This window comes from Streptomyces zinciresistens K42 (assembly GCF_000225525.1).
Taxonomy (GTDB): domain Bacteria; phylum Actinomycetota; class Actinomycetes; order Streptomycetales; family Streptomycetaceae; genus Streptomyces; species Streptomyces zinciresistens.
The window spans coordinates 1-17,138 of the sequence record NZ_AGBF01000144.1 but is presented as its reverse complement, the minus strand read 5'-3'; the positions used below and the strand labels follow the sequence as shown (position 1 = coordinate 17,138).

7 protein-coding genes are annotated in these 17,138 nt (G+C 73.6%); 6 read left to right on the top strand and 1 reads right to left on the bottom strand.

The window, feature by feature from the left end:
• From SZN_RS27430 to SZN_RS27415, 4 genes are all read left to right on the top strand, one after another.
• A partial coding sequence (locus SZN_RS27430) for an SDR family NAD(P)-dependent oxidoreductase (protein WP_007501223.1) occupies positions 1-3,410 on the top strand: 3,410 nt, incomplete at its 5' end.
• A 68-nt stretch (positions 3,411-3,478) separates the two neighbouring features.
• Positions 3,479-10,633, top strand: coding sequence for a type I polyketide synthase (locus SZN_RS27425; protein WP_425274479.1), 7,155 nt, complete (start codon positions 3,479-3,481; stop codon positions 10,631-10,633).
• Positions 10,634-10,856: 223 nt separating this feature from the next.
• The gene (locus SZN_RS27420; RefSeq protein WP_007501218.1) at positions 10,857-11,633 is read left to right on the top strand and encodes a thioesterase II family protein; all 777 of its coding nucleotides are present in this window, start codon (positions 10,857-10,859) and stop codon (positions 11,631-11,633) included.
• Positions 11,634-11,718: 85 nt separating this feature from the next.
• Entirely contained in the window at positions 11,719-11,958 is a 240-nt protein-coding gene (locus SZN_RS27415) for a DUF5988 family protein (RefSeq protein WP_007501216.1), read from the top strand.
• A gap of 178 nt (positions 11,959-12,136) precedes the next feature.
• Here the strand turns inward: SZN_RS27415 and SZN_RS27410 are convergent, their stop codons facing one another.
• Positions 12,137-14,305, bottom strand: a complete 2,169-nt coding sequence (locus SZN_RS27410; protein ID WP_007501214.1) for an MMPL family transporter — start codon at positions 14,303-14,305, stop codon at positions 12,137-12,139.
• Between the two features lie 74 nt (positions 14,306-14,379).
• On the opposite strand from SZN_RS27410, the gene SZN_RS27405 reads away from it, so the two are divergent.
• On the top strand, positions 14,380-15,093 hold the full coding sequence (locus tag SZN_RS27405; RefSeq protein WP_007501211.1) for a TetR family transcriptional regulator: 714 nt from the start codon (positions 14,380-14,382) through the stop codon (positions 15,091-15,093).
• Positions 15,094-15,599: 506 nt separating this feature from the next.
• The coding region (locus SZN_RS27400) for a beta-ketoacyl synthase N-terminal-like domain-containing protein (RefSeq protein ID WP_007501210.1) at positions 15,600-17,138 on the top strand (1,539 nt) is incomplete at its 3' end.

Genomic DNA, 17,138 nt, shown 5'->3' with positions numbered 1-17,138 from the left:
TTCTCCCGGAGCGGGGCGGTGTGCGGCTCCAGGTCGTGGTCGAGGGACCGGACACCACGGGTGGCCGGCCCGTCGCCGTGCACTCGCGTCCCGACGACGGCGACACCTGGACCCTCCACGCAACCGGACTCCTGACCGAACCCGTCGGCGCCGAACCGGACGACCTGGCGGTCTGGCCGCCCGCCGACGCGGAGCCGGTCGAGCTCACCTCCTTCTACGACGAGCTGGCCGATGCCGGTTCGGCGTACGGGCCGGTCTTCCGGGGTCTGCGGGCCGCCTGGCGGAGTGCCGGGGAGGTCTTCGCGGAGGTGGCTCTGCCCGACGGGGTGGACGCCGCCGGTTTTGGTGTGCACCCCGCGCTGCTGGACGCCGCCCTGCACCCCATCGGCCTCGGCGGACTCGTCGACGCCCACAAGGGCGTCACCCTGCTTCCCTTCTCCTTCGGCGGGGTCGAACTGCACGCCTCCGACGCGTCCGTCGTCCGCGTACGTCTCACCCCGGTCGGGGGCGACTCCGTGTCGCTGCTCGTCGCGGACGCGGCGGGGGAGCCGGTGGTGTCCGTGAAGGCGCTGACGCTGCGCCCCGTCTCCGCGGAGGCCCTGCGCGCGTCGTCCGCCGGCCACGACTCGCTCTACCGCATCGACTGGGCGCCGCTCGCCGCCGCTGAGGGCCCCGCGCCGGCCGCCGTCGTCCTCGGCGCGGCATCCGAACTCGACGACGTCGCCGCCCGCGGAATACCCGAACTCCTCGTGACGTACGTGGATCCCGCCGCCGACGTGCGGCGGGCGGTCGGCGACACCCTGGTCCTGCTGCAACGACTCCTCGGCGACACCCGGTACGACACGACCCCTCTCGCTGTCGTCACCCGGGCCGGAGCCCTCGCCCACACGGCGGTGTGGGGTCTGCTCAGGACCGCGCAGACCGAGAACCCGGGGAGGTTCTTCCTGCTGGAGACCGACCAGGACCCGTACGACGTGGCCGAGGTGGCGAGCGCGGTGGCAACCGGCGAAAACCAACTCCGTAGCGCCGAGGGCCAGTTGTTCGGCCCTCGACTGGCCCGCGCTGTCTCCGTCGACACGCTGCCCGTGCCCTCGGGCGCCCCCAACTGGCGGCTCGCGGTGCGCGGCGGCACGGGCACCCTGGAAGACCTGGTGCTGGCGCCGCTGCCCGACCCCGCGGACGAGCCCCTGCGCCCCGGCGAGGTGCGGGTCGCGGTCCGCGCCGCAGGCCTCAACTTCCGCGACATCCTCATCGCCCTCGGCATGTACCCCGGTGGTGGGGACGCGCCCGCGATCGGCAACGAGGCCGCCGGCGTCGTCGTCGAGACCGGTCCCGGCGTGCCGGACCTGCTCCCCGGCGACCGCGTGTTCGGGCTCCTGCCCGACTCCATCGGACCCGTCGCCCGCACCGACCACCGGTTCCTCGCCCGGCTGCCCGAGGGTTGGTCGTACGAGACCGCCGCAGCCACCCCGGTCGCCTTCCTGACGGCGTGGATGGGGTTGGTGGAGCTTGCGGGTGTGCGGGCGGGTGACGCGGTGCTGGTGCACGCGGGTGCTGGTGGTGTGGGGATGGCGGCGGTGCAGGTGGCGCGTCATCTGGGTGCGGAGGTGTTCGCGACGGCGAGTGAGGGGAAGTGGGGTGCGCTGCGGGAGCTGGGTCTGGACGAGGCGCACATCGCGTCGTCCAGGTCGCTGGAGTTCCGTGAGCGGTTCCTCGCCGCGACCGACGGCCGGGGCATGGACGTCATCCTCAACGCCCTGTCGGGTGAGTACGTGGACGCCTCGCTCGATCTGCTGCCCCGGGGCGGCCGGTTCATCGAGATGGGCAAGACGGACCTCCGCGACGCCGACACCGTGCGCTCCGGCTACCAAGGTGTGGAGTACCGGGCCTTCGATCTGATCGAGGCGGGTGCGGAGCGGATCGGTGGGTGGCTGGCCGGGGTGGTGGGTCTGCTGGAGGGGGGTGTGCTGGAGCCGTTGCCGGTGGTGTCGTGGGATGTGCGTCGTGCGCGGGAGGCGTTCCGGTATGTGAGTCAGGCGCGGCATGTGGGCAAGGTGGTGCTGTCGGTGCCGCGGGTGCTGGGTGCCGGGGGCACGGTGTTGGTGACGGGTGGTACGGGCACGTTGGGTGCTCTGGTGGCCCGGCATCTGGTGTCGGTGCACGGGGTGCGTCGTCTGGTGCTGGCTTCGCGTCGGGGTGGTGCGGCCGAGGGTGTGGCCGAGCTGGTGGTGGAGCTGGAGAAGAGTGGTGCGGTGGTGACGGTGGTGGCGTGTGATGCCGCTGACCGGGATCAGCTCGCGCAGACCCTCGCGGCGATCCCCGCCGAACACCCCCTCACCGCCGTGATCCACACGGCGGGCGTCGTCGACGACGCGGTGCTGACCTCGCTCACTCCCGAGCAGGTCGAGCGGGTGCTGCGGCCCAAGGTCGACGCCGCCGTCAACCTCGACGAGCTCACCGCGGGAACGGACCTGGCCGCCTTCGTCCTCTACTCCTCCGTCGGAGGCATCCTCGGCGGCGCCGGCCAGGGCAACTACGCGGCGGCCAACGCGTTCCTGGACGGGCTTGCCGAACGCCGGCGCGCCCGCGGTCTGCCCGGGCAGTCCCTGGCCTGGGGACTCTGGGAAGAGGCCAGTGGCATGACCGGCCACCTCGGGAGCGGCGACCGCGCTCGCACCGACCGGTCCGGGGTCCGCGCGCTCACCTCGGAGGAAGGCCTCGCCCTGTTCGACGCGGCACTCGCCACCGACGAGGCCCTCCTCATACCGGTGGGCCTGGACCTCGCGACCCTGCGGGCGCGCGCCACGGTCGAGGAGGTGCCCGGTCTGTTCCGCGGGCTGGTCCGGACGTCGGGCCGCCGCACCGCCGGTGTCGTGAACGCCTCGGGCGCCGACGCGCTGCGCCGCCGGATCGAAGCCGCCTCCGGCGCCGAACAGCACCGGATCGTCCTCGACCTGGTGCGGCAGCAGGCGGCCGCGGTACTCGGGCTCGGGGAGACCGGCCGTGTCGAGACCGAACGCCCCTTCCGGGAAGCGGGCTTCGACTCCCTGACCGGCGTCGAACTGCGCAATCGGCTGGGCGCGGTCACGGGAGTGCGCCTCTCCCCGACCTCCGTGTTCGACCACCCCACACCGGCTGCGCTCACCGAGCACCTGCTGGAACAGCTCGCCCCGGGCGACGGGGGCGCGTCCCCGGGCGGCGACCGGGCCGAGGCAGACTTCCGCCGCGCACTGGCGGACGTACCGCTCTCCGCGCTGCGCGACGCGGGTGTTCTGAGCCTCCTGCGCCGCCTGACCGGCTTCGAGGACGAGACGGAAGGACCGGAGACGGCAGAACACGATGCCGCCTCCATCGCGGACATGGACGTCGACGCGCTCGTCGACATGGCGCTGCACAAGAACGAAGCATGACGCGACACCGAGACGGAGCTGGCATGACCACATCGACCGACAAACTCGTCGCAGCACTTCGGGCGTCGCTGACAGAGGCGGAAGAACTGCGCCGCCGCAACAAGGAACTGACGGCCACTCAGAGCGAGCCCGTCGCCATCGTGGGCATGGCCTGCCGCTACCCGGGAGGCGTACGGAGCCCCGAGGACCTGTGGAACCTCGTCGCCGACGAGGCCGACGCCATGTCGGCCTTTCCGGCGGACCGCGGCTGGGACCTCGACGCCCTCTTCGACCCGGACGCGTCCCGAGGCGGCACCAGCTATGTCCGCGAGGGCGGATTCGTGCACAGCGCGGGGGAGTTCGACGCCGAGTTCTTCCACATCTCACCCCGCGAGGCGCTCGCGATGGACCCCCAGCAGCGGCTGCTGCTGGAGACGGCCTGGGAGGCCGTGGAGCGCGCCGGCATCGACGCCGACACGCTCAAGGGCAGCCGGACCGGCGTCTTCATCGGCTCGGGAACCCCCGGCTACGGCGCCGGTCTCAAGGACGCACCGGAGGAGGTCCAGGGCTACACCCTGACCGGCCTCGCCACCAGCGTGGTATCCGGCCGGGTGGCCTACGCCTTCGGTCTCGAAGGCCCGGCCGTGACCGTCGACACCGCGTGCTCGTCGTCGCTGGTCGCCCTGCACCTCGCCGTGCAGGCCCTGCGGCAGGGCGAGTGCACCATGGCCCTCTCCGGCGGCGTCACCGTCATGTCCGACCCAGGAGTCTTCGCCGAGTTCAGCCGACAGGGGGGACTCTCGCCCGACGGGCGCTGCAAGGCGTTCGCCGACGCCGCCGACGGCACCGGCTGGGCCGAGGGTGTCGGTGTTCTTCTCGTCGAGCGTCTCTCGGACGCCGTCCGCAACGGGCACCGCGTGCTGGCGGTGGTGCGGGGTTCGGCCGTGAACCAGGACGGTGCGTCCAACGGGCTCACCGCCCCCAACGGGCCCTCGCAGCAGCGTGTCATCCGCCAGGCCCTCGACAACGCACGCCTGACCGTCGATCAGGTGGACGCTGTCGAGGCGCACGGCACGGGCACCACGCTCGGCGACCCCATCGAGGCGCAGGCCCTCCTCGCCACCTACGGCCGCCGCCGGAGCACGGAACGACCGCTGCGCCTCGGCTCGATCAAGTCCAACATCGGCCACGCGCAGGCCGCGTCCGGTGTGGCCGGCGTGATCAAGATGGTCATGGCGATGCGCAACGGCACCCTGCCGAAAACCCTGCACGTCGACCGGCCGTCCACACACGTCGACTGGGAGTCCGGAGCCGTCTCCCTGCTCACCGAGGCCGAGCCGTGGCCGGAGACGGGGGAGTCCCGGCGTGCCGCCGTCTCCTCCTTCGGCGTCAGCGGCACCAACGCCCATGTGATCCTCGAACAGGCCCCGAGCCTGCCGGATCCCGAACACCCGGCGGGCCCCCCGTCCTCCGTGCTGCCGTGGATCGTCTCGGCGCCGGACCCGCAGCAGCTCCGTACCGTGGCCGACCGGCTGCGGGCCCACGTGGAGCGCCGCCCGGAACTCACGACGGCCGCTACCGCTGCCACGCTCGCCTCCCACCGAACCTTCCTCGACCAGCGCGCGGTGGTGGTGGGGGCCGATCGGTCGGCTCTGTTGTCGGGTCTGGCTTCGGTCGCTGCGGGTGAGCCGCACGCGGCGGTCGTCACAGGCACGCCGAACGGTCCGGGGAAGGCGGTGTTCGTGTTTCCGGGGCAGGGTGCGCAGTGGTCGCGTATGGGGTTGGAACTCGCTGATGCTTTCCCGGTGTTCGATGCGTCGTTGCGGGCGTGTGCTGCGGCTCTTGCGCCGTTCGTGGGGTGGGATCTGCGGGTGGAGTTGGCGGGTGGTCTGGGCCGGGTGGATGTGGTGCAGCCCGTGTCGTGGGCGGTGATGGTGTCGCTGGCCCGGTTGTGGGAGTCGTTCGGGGTGGTGCCGGCTGCGGTGGTGGGTCATTCGCAGGGTGAGATTGCTGCGGCCGTCGTCGCCGGTGCGCTCTCCCTGGAGGACGGTGCCCGGATCGTTGCTGAGCGTAGTCGGGTGATCGGTGAGCGTCTGGCGGGGCGTGGGGGTATGGCGTCGGTCGCGCTGCCCGCCGAGACGGTACGGGAGAGAGTTGCGGGCTTCGGTGACCGCTTGGCGGTCGCCGCCGTCAACGGGCCTTCCTCCACGGTCGTTTCGGGTGAGCCGGCTGCGCTGGACGAGTTGCTGGTGGCTCTGGAGGGTGAGGAGGTGCGGGTTCGGCGTATCGCGGTCGACTACGCGTCGCATTCCTCGCACGTGGAGTCGATCCGTGAGGAACTCCTCGACGTTCTTGCCCCGGTCGTTCCGCGTTCGGCGACGGTGCCGTTCTATTCGACGGTGACCGGTGGTCTGCTGGACACCGAGCGGCTCGATGCCGCGTACTGGGTGCGGAATCTGCGGCAGACCGTCGAGTTCGAGGCGACGACGCGGGCGCTGATAGCCGATGGGCTGTCCGCCTTCGTGGAGTGCAGCGCTCACCCCGTCCTCGCCGTGGGAATCCAGGACTCCGGCGCCACCGGAGCCGTCGGTTCCCTCCGGCGCGACGACGGTGGAGCGCACCGCTTCGTCACGTCGCTCGCCGAGGCCTTCGTCGCCGGACTGCCCATCGACTGGACGCCGCTCCTCGGCGGTGCGGAACCCGCCGAGCTGCCCACCTACCCCTTCAGGGGAACCCGCTACTGGCTGGAAGCGGCAGAGTCCGACGCTCCCGAAGCCGAGGCCGTCGACGCGGCCGAGGCCGGGTTCTGGGAGGCCGTCGAACGGGAGGACGCCGCCTCGATCTCCACCTCCCTCGGGCTCGACCTCGACGGCGACGGTCTGAGCGCCCTCCTCCCCGCCCTCGCGTCCTGGCGGCGGCGCAGCCGTGAGGAGTCCGTGATCGACTCCTGGCGCTACAAGACCGCCTGGCGGCCCGTCGCCACGTCGGAGGCCGTGCTCTCGGGCACCTGGCTGCTCGTCGTCCCCGCATCGCCCTCGGACCCCGCGGGCGTCTGGGCCGACACCGTCGAGACGGCCGTGCGCGACGCCGGGGCCGACACGCTCCGCGTCGCCCTCCACCCGGGCGCCGAGCGCGCGGAGCACGCGGCGCTGCTCTCCGCGGCCCGGGCGGGGGTCACGGACGTCGTCGGAGTGCTGTCGCTGCTGGCGCTCGCCGAGGACCCGCTGCCCGGCCTCCCCTCGACCCCCGCCGGGCTGGCCGGAACCCTCACCCTGGTGCAGGCGCTCGGCGACGCCGGGATCGACGCGCCCCTGTGGTGCGCGACCCGCGGCGCGGTCTCCACCGCCCCGTCCGATCCGCTCACCAGCCCCTCCCAGGCCCAGGTCTGGGGGCTCGGCCGGGTCGTGGCCGAGGAGAACCCGCACCGCTGGGGCGGACTCGTCGACCTGCCCGAACACCCGGACGCACGGGTGCTCGCCCGGCTCGCCGCCGTACTGGGCGGGACCGACGACGAGGACCAGGTCGCGGTCCGCCGGTCGGGGGTCCTCGCCCACCGGCTGGTCCGGGCGCCCTGGGGCGACGGCCGGGAGCCTCGTGCCTGGCGGCCCGAGGGCACCGTGCTCATCACCGGAGGCACCGGCGCGCTCGGCGGGCACGTCGCCCGCTACTTCGCCGCCCAGGGCGCGCCGCATCTCCTGCTGCTCAGCGGGCGTGGACCGGACGCACCCGGCGCCGCCGAACTGGAGCGCGAACTCACCGGCCTGGGCGCCAGGGTCACCCTCGTCGCCTGCGACGTCGCCGACCGCGACGCCCTCGCCCGCGTGCTCGACAGCGTGCCCGACGACCTGCCCCTGCGGGCGGTCGTGCACACGGCCGCCGTGCTGGACGACGCGATCGTCGACGCCCTGACGCCCGCCCAGCTGGACCGTGTCCTGCACGTCAAGGCACGGGGTGCGCACCACCTCGACGAGCTGACCCGCGACGCCGAGCTGACGGCGTTCGTCCTCTTCTCGTCTTTCGCCGGCACCTTCGGCGTGACCGGGCAGGGCAACTACGCACCCGGCAACGCCTACCTGGACGCGCTGGCCCGCGCCCGGCGCTCGCAGGGCCTGCCCGCCACCTCCGTCGCCTGGGGGCACTGGTCCGGCGGCGGCATCGCCTCCGGCACCGCCGAGGCGCAGCTCCGCCGCCGCGGCGGCTCGGAGATCGAGCCTCACACCGCGCTGCGCGCCCTCCAGCACGTCCTCGACCACGACGAGACCGTGGTGGCGCTCGCACTGATCGAATGGGACCGCATCGCCGCCGGCGCGGCCCACGGTGCGGAAAGCCGGACGCGTCCGTTCCTGCGGGAGTTGGAGGACGTACGGCGTCTGCTGCGGTCCGCGCGCAACGAACCCGCCGCCGACGACACCGGGGGCGGGCTCCCCGCGGCGCGCGACCTGGCCGCACTGCCCCGGGCGGAACGCGAACGGGCGCTGGTCGACCTGGTGCGCACGCACGCCGCCGCCGTCCTCGGCCACGCGTCGCCCGACGTCCTGGACGCCGAACGCCCCTTCCGCGAGCTGGGGTTCGACTCGCTCACCTCCGTCGAACTGCGCAACCGGCTCGGGGCGGCGACGGGGGTCACCCTCCCCGCCACGGTGGTCTTCGACCACCCCACGCCCCGCGACCTGGCAGCTCACCTGCGCGGCACACTCCTCGGTGACGAGACCGCCGGCACCGACGGCGGGCCCGGCGTCGCCGCGCCCGTCCCCGGTTCCGGGTCGGAAGCCGACGCGAGCGACCCGGTGGTCGTCGTCGGCATGGGCTGCCGGCTGCCCGGCGGCGTCGACACGCCCGAGGACCTGTGGCAGCTGGTCGTGGAGGAGCGCGAAGCGGTCGGCGGGCTTCCCGACGACCGGGGCTGGGACGTCGAGGCCCTGGTCACGGCAGGGATCGACGTACCCGGCATGCAGTACGTGCGACAGGGCGGCTTCCTGCGGGAGGCGTCCCGGTTCGATGCGTCGTTCTTCGGCATCGGCGACGACGAGGCCCTCGCCATGGACCCGCAGCACCGGCTGCTGCTGGAACTGGCCTGGGAGGCCCTGGAGCGGTCCGGCACCGCGCCGGGCTCCCTGCGCGGTGCGCCCGTCGGCGTCTTCCTGGGCACCTTCTCGCAGGGCTACTGGACGGGCATGCAGGAGGTCCCCGAGGCGACCCGGCCGTATCTGAGCGGCGGCATCTCCCCGGCGCTCGCCGCCGGACGGATCGCCTACGCGCTCGGCCTCGAAGGGCCGGTGCTCACCCTCGACACCGGCTGCTCCTCCTCCGCGCTCGCCCTGCACCTCGCCTGCCAGTCGGTACGCAGCGGCGAGTGCGAACAGGCGCTCGCGGGCGGGGCGTCCGTGCTCGCCAACCCGGCCGTCTCGCCGGGCATGGGCATCGGCGCGGCGAGCGACGGACGTTGCAAGTCGTACGCCGAAGGCGCCGACGGCACCGGCTGGGGCGAAGGCGCCGGCATGCTGCTGGTCGAGCGCCTGTCGACCGCCCGGGCCCGGGGCCACCGCGTGCTGGCCGTGATCCGGGGCAGCGCCGTCAACCACAACGGCACCGGCAACGGCATGGGCGCGCCCAACGGCCCCTCCCAGCAGCGGGTCATCCGGCAGGCCCTCGCCAACGCGGGGCTCAGGCCCGCCGATGTGGACGTGGTCGAAGGACACGGCACCGGGACCGCCCTCGGCGACCCGATCGAGGCGCAGGCCCTCATGGCGGTCTACGGACAGGACCGCGACCCGGCGCAGCCGCTCTGGCTCGGCACGGTCAAGTCCAACATCGGCCACCCGCAGGCCGCCTCCGGCGTCATCGGCGTTATCAAGACGGTGCTGTCCCTGACGCACGGCAGCCTGCCCCGGTCCCTGCACTCGGACGAGCCGAGCAGCCACGTCGACTGGGAGACCGGGGGAGTGCGGCTGGTGCAGAAGAGCGCCCCGTGGCCGGGGACCGGCCGGCCCCGCCGCGCCGGAGTGTCGTCCTTCGGCGCCAGTGGCACCAAGGTCCACGTCCTGCTCGAACAGCCCGCCGCCGACGACGCCGAGCCCGCCGCGCGGGGCAGCCGCACGGGCGGCCTGCCCGTGGCGCCGGTCGTGCTGTCGGCGCGCGGGGCGGAAGCGCTGCGCGAGCAGGCCGCCCGGCTGCGCGCGCACCTCACCGCCCGGCCCGGCACCGACGTCGCCGACGTGGCGTGGACCCAGGCGGTGGGCCGCTCGGCCTTCACCGACCGGGCCGTCGTCCTCGCAGCCGACCGGGACGCGCTCCTCGAAGGGCTGGCCGCCGTGGAACGGGGACAGGAGGGCGACTCCGTGGTCCTCGGAACGCCGGCCACCGGCGACCGGCCGGTCGCCGTCACCTTCGGCGGCGCACACGTGCCCCCGGGGGCGGCACGCCGGCTCCACGCCGCCCTGCCCGAGTTCGCCGACGCGCTCGACGCGCTCTGCGCCCGGCTCGAACCGCTGCTGGAGCAGTCGCCGCTCGACCTGTTGCTGGCCGAAGGAGCCGAAAGCCCTGGTGCGGCCGACAGTCCCGAGCCCGGTGCCGACGCACCCGGGACGCCCGGGACCGGTGCGGTCGCACCGACGACCGCGCACGCCGCGTCCTACGCGTTCGGGCTCGCCCTGTTCCGGCAGCTGTCCTCCTGGGGCGTACGACCGGTGGCCACCGGCGGGCAGGGCCCGGGGGCGGTGGCCGCGGCCGTCGCAGCCGGGGCCCTGGACGAGGCCGAGGCGGCACGGCTCGTGCTCGCCCTCGCTACGGGCGAGCACCTGGAGGCCGCCGTCGCGGCTCTGACACCGCCGCCGTCCGGGGCCGCACTGCCGCCGGTCGACACCGAGGGCGTGGAACCGGGTTCGGCCGCCTACTGGGCCGCCGCCTGGGACGGCGGCAGCGGTGCGGCACCCGCCGGGGCCGTGGTCCTCGACCTCGGTGGCGCCCCGTCGCCGGAGCCGGCGCGGGACCGTGTCGCGCTGCCCGTCACCGGAGACCGTACGGCGGACGCCGTGCCGGCCGCCCTCGCCCGGCTGCACACACACGGTGCCGCCGTCGCCTGGGACCGGGTCTGCGGCGAGGCCGCACACCGGCTGGCCGACCTGCCGACCTACGCGTTCCAGCGCTCCGGCTACTGGCTGCGCACCCCGGTGTACCTCTTCACGGCCGGAGCCGCCGCCGGAGCCGTCGGCGTAACCGAGGTCGGCGGGACCGCGGCCGGCTGACCCTCCCCCCCTGCGCCCTCGCCGGTGCCCGCGGGTGCCGACGCCGGCGGGCACCGGCGAGGGCGCACACCGCACGACGTCAACCACCAACACGCACCGCACGACGCACGACACGCACGACGACAGCCACCACGCACGACACGCACGACGCACAAGGCGCACGACACGCAAGGCGACAGGCACGACGAACGACGCGCACCACAACCAGGAGGCACCACCGACCATGCCGTCCACCGACACGCACACGGACCTGTGGATCCGCAGGTTCGCCCCCGCCTCGGCCACCCCGCCCGGAGTCCGTCTGATCTGCTTCCCGCACGCCGGTGGGTCGGCCTCGTTCTACCACCCGCTGCACCGGGCGCTCGGGTCCACGGCCGAGGTCCTCGGCGTGCAGTATCCGGGCCGCCAGGAACGCCGGGCCGAGGTCCCGCCCGCCGATCTCGCCGTCCTCGTGGACGGCGTCCGCAAGGAACTGGAGGAATGGACCGACCAGCCGTACGTCTTCTTCGGGCACAGCATGGGCGCGGTGATCGCCTACGAAGTGGCCCGTCGGCTGGAGCAGGAGACCGGGGCGGGACCGCTCGGGCTGATCGCTTCGGGGCGCCGCGCCCCCGGCGTACTGGTCGAGGAGACCGTCCACCTGCGGGACGACTCCGGCCTGGTCGCGGAGGTGCGGGCGCTGAGCGGCACCGCCGCGAGCCTGCTGGATGACGCTGAGGTCCGCGAGATGATCCTGCCGTCCCTGCGCGCCGACTACACGGCCGTCGAGACGTATCGCCATGTCCCCGGGCGCGAACTGGGCTGCCCCGTCACCGTGATGGTCGGCGACGCCGACCCGCGGGTCGACGCGGACCACGCCCGCGCCTGGTCACATCACACCACCGGTCCCTTCACGCTGCGCACCTTCCCCGGCGGCCACTTCTACCTCGGGGACCAGTGGCCCGCCGTCGGCGCGGCCGTGAGCGCCTGTCTGACGGCGTTCGGCGCGGAACCGCGCTGACGCGCCGCGCGGCCGGCACCCGCCGGACGCGCCCCGACCCACCCCCCCACACATCCCCACCATCCGAGACGGAGAGTGATGCCGTATGAGTTCAGCCCAGCCCGAGGTCCTGCCCGCGCCCGCGCCCAACATCGTCCTGCGCGGCGGTCCGGCCTGGCTGCCGGACGAGCAGCGCACCCGCTACGCGACCGACGTCGAGGGGAACCTGAAGGTCCTCTTCGGCAATGCGTACGAGCACTTCCTCCCGACGGCCGAGACCGTGGAGCAGGAGGGGGTGCGGCTGAGGGTGTTCGAGTGGTCGCGTCGCACCTACGTCGCCGAGTGAACGGCCACGGAGCGAACCGGAACGGAGCGCACCGGGACCGGGTGGACCGGGACCTGCTGAGCCCGGACCGCGCGAATCCGCGCCGTGTGAACCCGCGTCCGCTGTGACGTCGGGAGGGGCCGAGCCCATCGGGCTCGGCCCCTCCCCGCGTGTCACCGCCGTCGCGGCGGGCGTCCCGTCAGCTCTCGCGGGCCGTCGCGGGTTCCGGCTCCTCCGCCTTCTCGACGCTCTCCTGCTGCCGCGCCTTCCCGGTCCGGTTCATCCCCGGCCGCCACCACGCCCGTTCGCCCATCAGGCTCATCACGGCCGGTACCAGCACCATCCGGATCACGGTCGCATCCATGATCACGGCTGTCGCCAGTCCGATGCCGATCATCTGGATCAGCGTCTCCGGTACCGAGACGAAGCTGAGGAAGACCACCGCCATGATGATGGCCGCCGTGGTGATCACCCGGGCTGTCGAACCGATGCCGCGCACCACGGCCCGCTGCGCGTTCCCGTCACGGTCGTACGCCTCCCGGACGGCGGACAGCAGGAACACCTCGTAGTCCATGGAGAGTCCGAACAGGACTGCGAACAGCAGCATCGGCACGGCCGACATGATGGGCACCGTCTTGTCCAGGCCCAGCAGGTCAAGGCCCCAGCCCCACTGGAACATCGCGATGATGACCCCGAACGACACGCCGATCGACAGCAGCGTCATCACCGCGGCTTTGAACGCGATCAGCGGCGCCCGGAACATGCCGTACAGCAGCAGCATGCCCGCGCCGACGACCGCGAGGATCACCCACGGCAGACGTTCGCCCACCACGTCCGCCATGTCGATGACCACGGCGGTCGCGCCGCCGACCATCGCCGTGCCGCCGGTCGGGCCGAGCGCCTGGGGGGCGAGGTCGTCGCGGATCCGGTGCACCAGCTCGCTGACCTGCTCGTCCTGCGGTGCGTGACGCGGGATCACGGTCACCACGGCGGCCTCGCCGTCCTCGCTCGGCGCGGGCGGCATGACGATCTCCGCCTCCTTGTCCGACTCCAGCGCCTGCTTGAGCCGCCCGAGTCCGGCCTCGTCGGCGCCGTCGACCGTGATGACCAACGGGGCGTTCCAGCCCGGCCCGTAGTGCTCGGCCACCAGGTCGTACGCCTTGCGCTGGGTGAGTTCGGCCGGCTGGATGCCGTCGTCGGGCGTTCCGAGGCGCAGACTCAGCACGGGGATCGTCAGCAGCAGCAGGACGGCGGTGGAGCCCACCGCGTACTGCACCCGGTGCCGATGCACATGACTGCCCCAGCGGTACGTCAGGGTGTTCTCGTCGTCGGGATCGGGCCGGGGCGTGCCGCGCTTACGCAGCCGCGGCACGGGGAGGGCGTCCACCCGGTGGCCGAGCAGACCGAGGAGTGCCGGGAGCAGCGTCACCGCGGCGACGACCATCACGCCCACCGTAAGGGCCCCCGCGATACCCATGGCGCCGACGAAGGGGATGCCGGCGAACATCAGGCCGAGGATGGCGACGACGACGGTCCCGCCGGCGAACACCACGGCGTGTCCCGCCGCCGCCGTGGCATGCCCGGCGGCCTTCACCGGTGGGTGCCCGTGGGCCAGTTCGACCCGGAAGCGGCTGAGCACGAAGAGGGCGTAGTCGATGCCCGCGCCCAGGCCGAGCATCACCGCCACGATCGGCGCCGAGGTCGGGATGTCCATCACGAGGCCGACCAGCAGCACCAGCGCGGTGCCGGCGACGATGCCGATGAGCGCCACCGCGAGCGGCAGACCGGCGGCGACGACCGAGCCGAAGGCCACGATCAGGACGATGAGCGCCGTGCCCACGCCGATGATCTCGGCGCCGCTGGTGGACGGTTCGGTGCCGAGGTCCACCACCATGCCGCGGAACTCCACGGTGAGACCGGCCTTCTGGGCCGGCTCGGCGGCCTCCCGCAGCCGCTCGTAGTGCGAGGCGTCGAGTTCGCCCAGCTCCTTGTCGTAGTCCACGTTGACCATGGCGGCTTCCCCGTCGGGACTGGGGAAGGGATCGTCCACGCCCGCCACGTCGGGCTGTTCCCGGATGTCCGCGAGCATCCTCTTGACGGCCGCGGTGTTCGCCGGGTCCTCCAGTTTGCCCCCGGACGCCTTCCAGACGACCTGGGCGTTGACCACGCCGTAGTCGGGGAAGTGCTCACGAGCCACGTCGGTGGCTTCCTGAGACTCGGCGTTCGGCACCCGGAAATCGTTGACGAAGGTGCTGCCGGCTGCCTGTCCGACGACCAGCAGGGCCGCGGCCATCAGCAGCCAGGCGGAGATCGTGCGCCACGGGCGCCGGGCGCAGAGCGCACCGAGCCGTTCCAGTAAGCGTTCCATGCGTCCATCAAATCGCACTCAATGTAATTTTTCAACGCGTGCGAATGGGTGGCAGCTGTAGATAAAATGTGCGCATGACAGACGTCCCCGCCACCATCGCTCCGCACGCGACCTCGCCGCACACCACGAGCTCCGGAGAGCAGGTACCCGCCCCCGGACTGCGCGAACGCAAGAAGCAACGGACACGTGCCACGCTGATCGCCGCCGCGGTGGAACTCATGTACGCCAAGGGGTACGACGAGACGACGGTTGCCGAGATCGCCGCCGCGGCCGAGGTCTCCACCCGCACCTTCTTCGCGTACTTCCCCAGCAAGGAGGACATCCTGTTCGCCGAGTCCGGCGTGCGGATCGATGACGCCGTACGGCGCGTGACGGAGCGCCGAACCGGCGAGGGACCGGCCGACGCGCTGCTGCGCGCCTTGCGGGACACGGTCGACAGCGGGGCCGCCGGACAGGACCTCTCCGGCGAGCTCGCCTCCCGGCGCATCCGGCTGGTGCTCTCCACACCCGCGCTCCAGGCGGGTGCCATGCGCCGTATCACCGGCGCTCAGCGCGCACTCACCGACGCCCTGCGGCGCACCTTCCCGGACGAGATCACCCCGGCGGAAGCGGCCGCCGCGGTCGGGGCCCTCGTCGGGGCGCTCGTCAACACCGCGCTCACCGTGCTGCCGGACGACCCGGCCTCGGAGGAGCTCCTCCACGCGATCGGCACCGCTGCCGCCGTGGCCCTGCGGGGCATCGGCACGCTCGGTGCCGCTCACCCCGCCCCGGGCCGGACGGCCGTCTGACGCGCCGCCGGACCGCCCCGGAGGCCTGCGGCGTCCCACCTCGGGGGCGAGGGCGCCGTAGACCCCCGGAAAAGTCTGGGGGTGTGGCCGGGGGAGACCACGGGGGCCGTGCCGCAGGTACCCGCACACAATGACGAGCGGTGCCCGAAGGGTGCCGTACGGCGTCAGAAAGCCGCACCACCAACGGAACCACCTGGTCAGCGGGGGCTGAAGGCATGAGGAACGACGAGTCGACGGCGCACGGATCCGGCCCGCGGACCACGGCGGACCGACCCGCCCCGGGGCCCGGGGAGCCGACGGCCGGGGCACCGGCGCCGCAGGCGGCGACGCCCGAGGAATCGGCCCCCGTGGCATCGACGGCCGGGGCACCGACCCTCGGGGCCACTCCAGGGACATCGGCTTCAGGGACGTCGGCTCTCAGGGCATCGGCCCCCGAAGCGCCGGCCCCCGAGACGTCGACGGCCACGCCGCCGCCCGTACCGCACGAGCACGACGCGCCCGTCGCCGTGATCGGCGTGGCCTGCCGCCTGCCCGGTGCCGACGGCCCCGACGCCTTCTGGGAACTGCTCCGCACCGGCCGCGACGCCGTACGCGAACTCCCCGCCGGCCGCAGAACCGAGGGCGCCCCCGCGGTCGCCGGCTACCTCGACCGCATCGACACCTTCGACGCGGAGTTCTTCGGCATCTCCCCCCGTGAGGCCGCCGCCACCGACCCCCAGCAGCGACTGCTCCTCGAACTCGGCTGGGAGGCCCTGGAGAACGCGGGCACCCTCCCTGCGGGCCTGCGCGGCAGCCGGACGGCCGTGCTGGCCGCAGCGATCTGGGACGACTACGCCGAACTTACCCACGGGGGAGGCCCCGACGCCCTCACCCACCACTCGTTCACCGGGACCCGGCGGGCGATGCTGGCCAACCGCCTCTCCCACACCCTCGGGCTGACCGGCCCCAGCCTCACCGTCGACACCGGGCAGTCGTCCTCGCTCGTCGCCGTGCACCTCGCGTGCGAACTGCTCAGGAAGAACGAGGCCACCACCGCGCTCGTGGGCGGCGTCAACCTGATCGCCGGACCCGGCTCCACCGCCGCCTCGCAGCGCATGGGCGGTCTCTCTCCCACCGGCCGCTGCCACACCTTCGACGAGCGCGCCGACGGCTACGTGCGCGGAGAGGGCGGCGCCGTCCTCGTCCTCAAGCCGCTCGACCTGGCCCGCGCCGACGGGGACCGGGTCCTCGGCGTCATCCGCGGCAGCGCCGTCAACAACGACGGCGGCGGCGACGCGCTCGGCGTGCCACGCCGCGAGACCCAGGAGGACGTTCTCCGCCTCGCCCACCGGCGGGCCGGCACCGACCCCGCCGACCTGCACTACGTCGAACTCCACGGAACCGGGACGCCGGTGGGCGACCCGGTCGAGGCCGCGGCCCTAGGCGCCGCCCTCGGTACGGGGCGACCGGACGGCGACCCGCTCACCGTCGGCAGCGTCAAGACCAACATCGGCCACCTGGAAGGCGCGGCCGGCATCGTCGGTCTGCTCAAGGTCCTGCTGAGCGCGGGCCACCGCCAGGTTCCCCCGACGCTGCACCACGTCACCCCCAACCCCCGCATCCCCCTCGACGCGCTCAACCTGCGCGTTCAGACAGACCTGACGCCCTGGCCCGGCACCGGACGCCCCCCGTTGGCCGGGGTGTCCTCCTTCGGCCTCGGCGGCACCAACTGCCATGTGGTCGTGGAAGGCCCCACCCCCGCGGAACCCGCCGCCGAACCCGGCCCCGCCCTCGCCGCCGACTGCGTGCTGTGGCCGCTCTCCGCCACCAGCCCGGCCGCCCTGCGCGCCCAGGCGGCACGTCTGCGCGACCACCTGGCGCGCCACCCGGACGCCGCACCCGCGGAGGTCGGCCACTCCCTCGCCACCACCCGAACCGCCTTCCGCCACCGCGCTGTCGCGTGCGGCGACGACCTCGGCCGCCTCACAGCCGCCGTCACCGCCCTGGCGGAGGACCTGCCCGACCCCGACCTCGTCATGGGCGCGCCGGCTGGCTCACCGTCCCCC

Bases quoted from the DNA above. Each gene is read 5' to 3' on its own strand.
- SZN_RS27420 (WP_007501218.1), top strand. From the start codon at position 10,857: ATGCCGTCCACCGACACGCACACGGACCTGTGGATCCGCAGGTTCGCC.
- SZN_RS27415 (WP_007501216.1), top strand. From the start codon at position 11,719: ATGAGTTCAGCCCAGCCCGAGGTCCTGCCCGCGCCCGCGCCCAACATC.
- SZN_RS27410 (WP_007501214.1), bottom strand. From the start codon at position 14,305: ATGGAACGCTTACTGGAACGGCTCGGTGCGCTCTGCGCCCGGCGCCCG.
- SZN_RS27405 (WP_007501211.1), top strand. From the start codon at position 14,380: ATGACAGACGTCCCCGCCACCATCGCTCCGCACGCGACCTCGCCGCAC.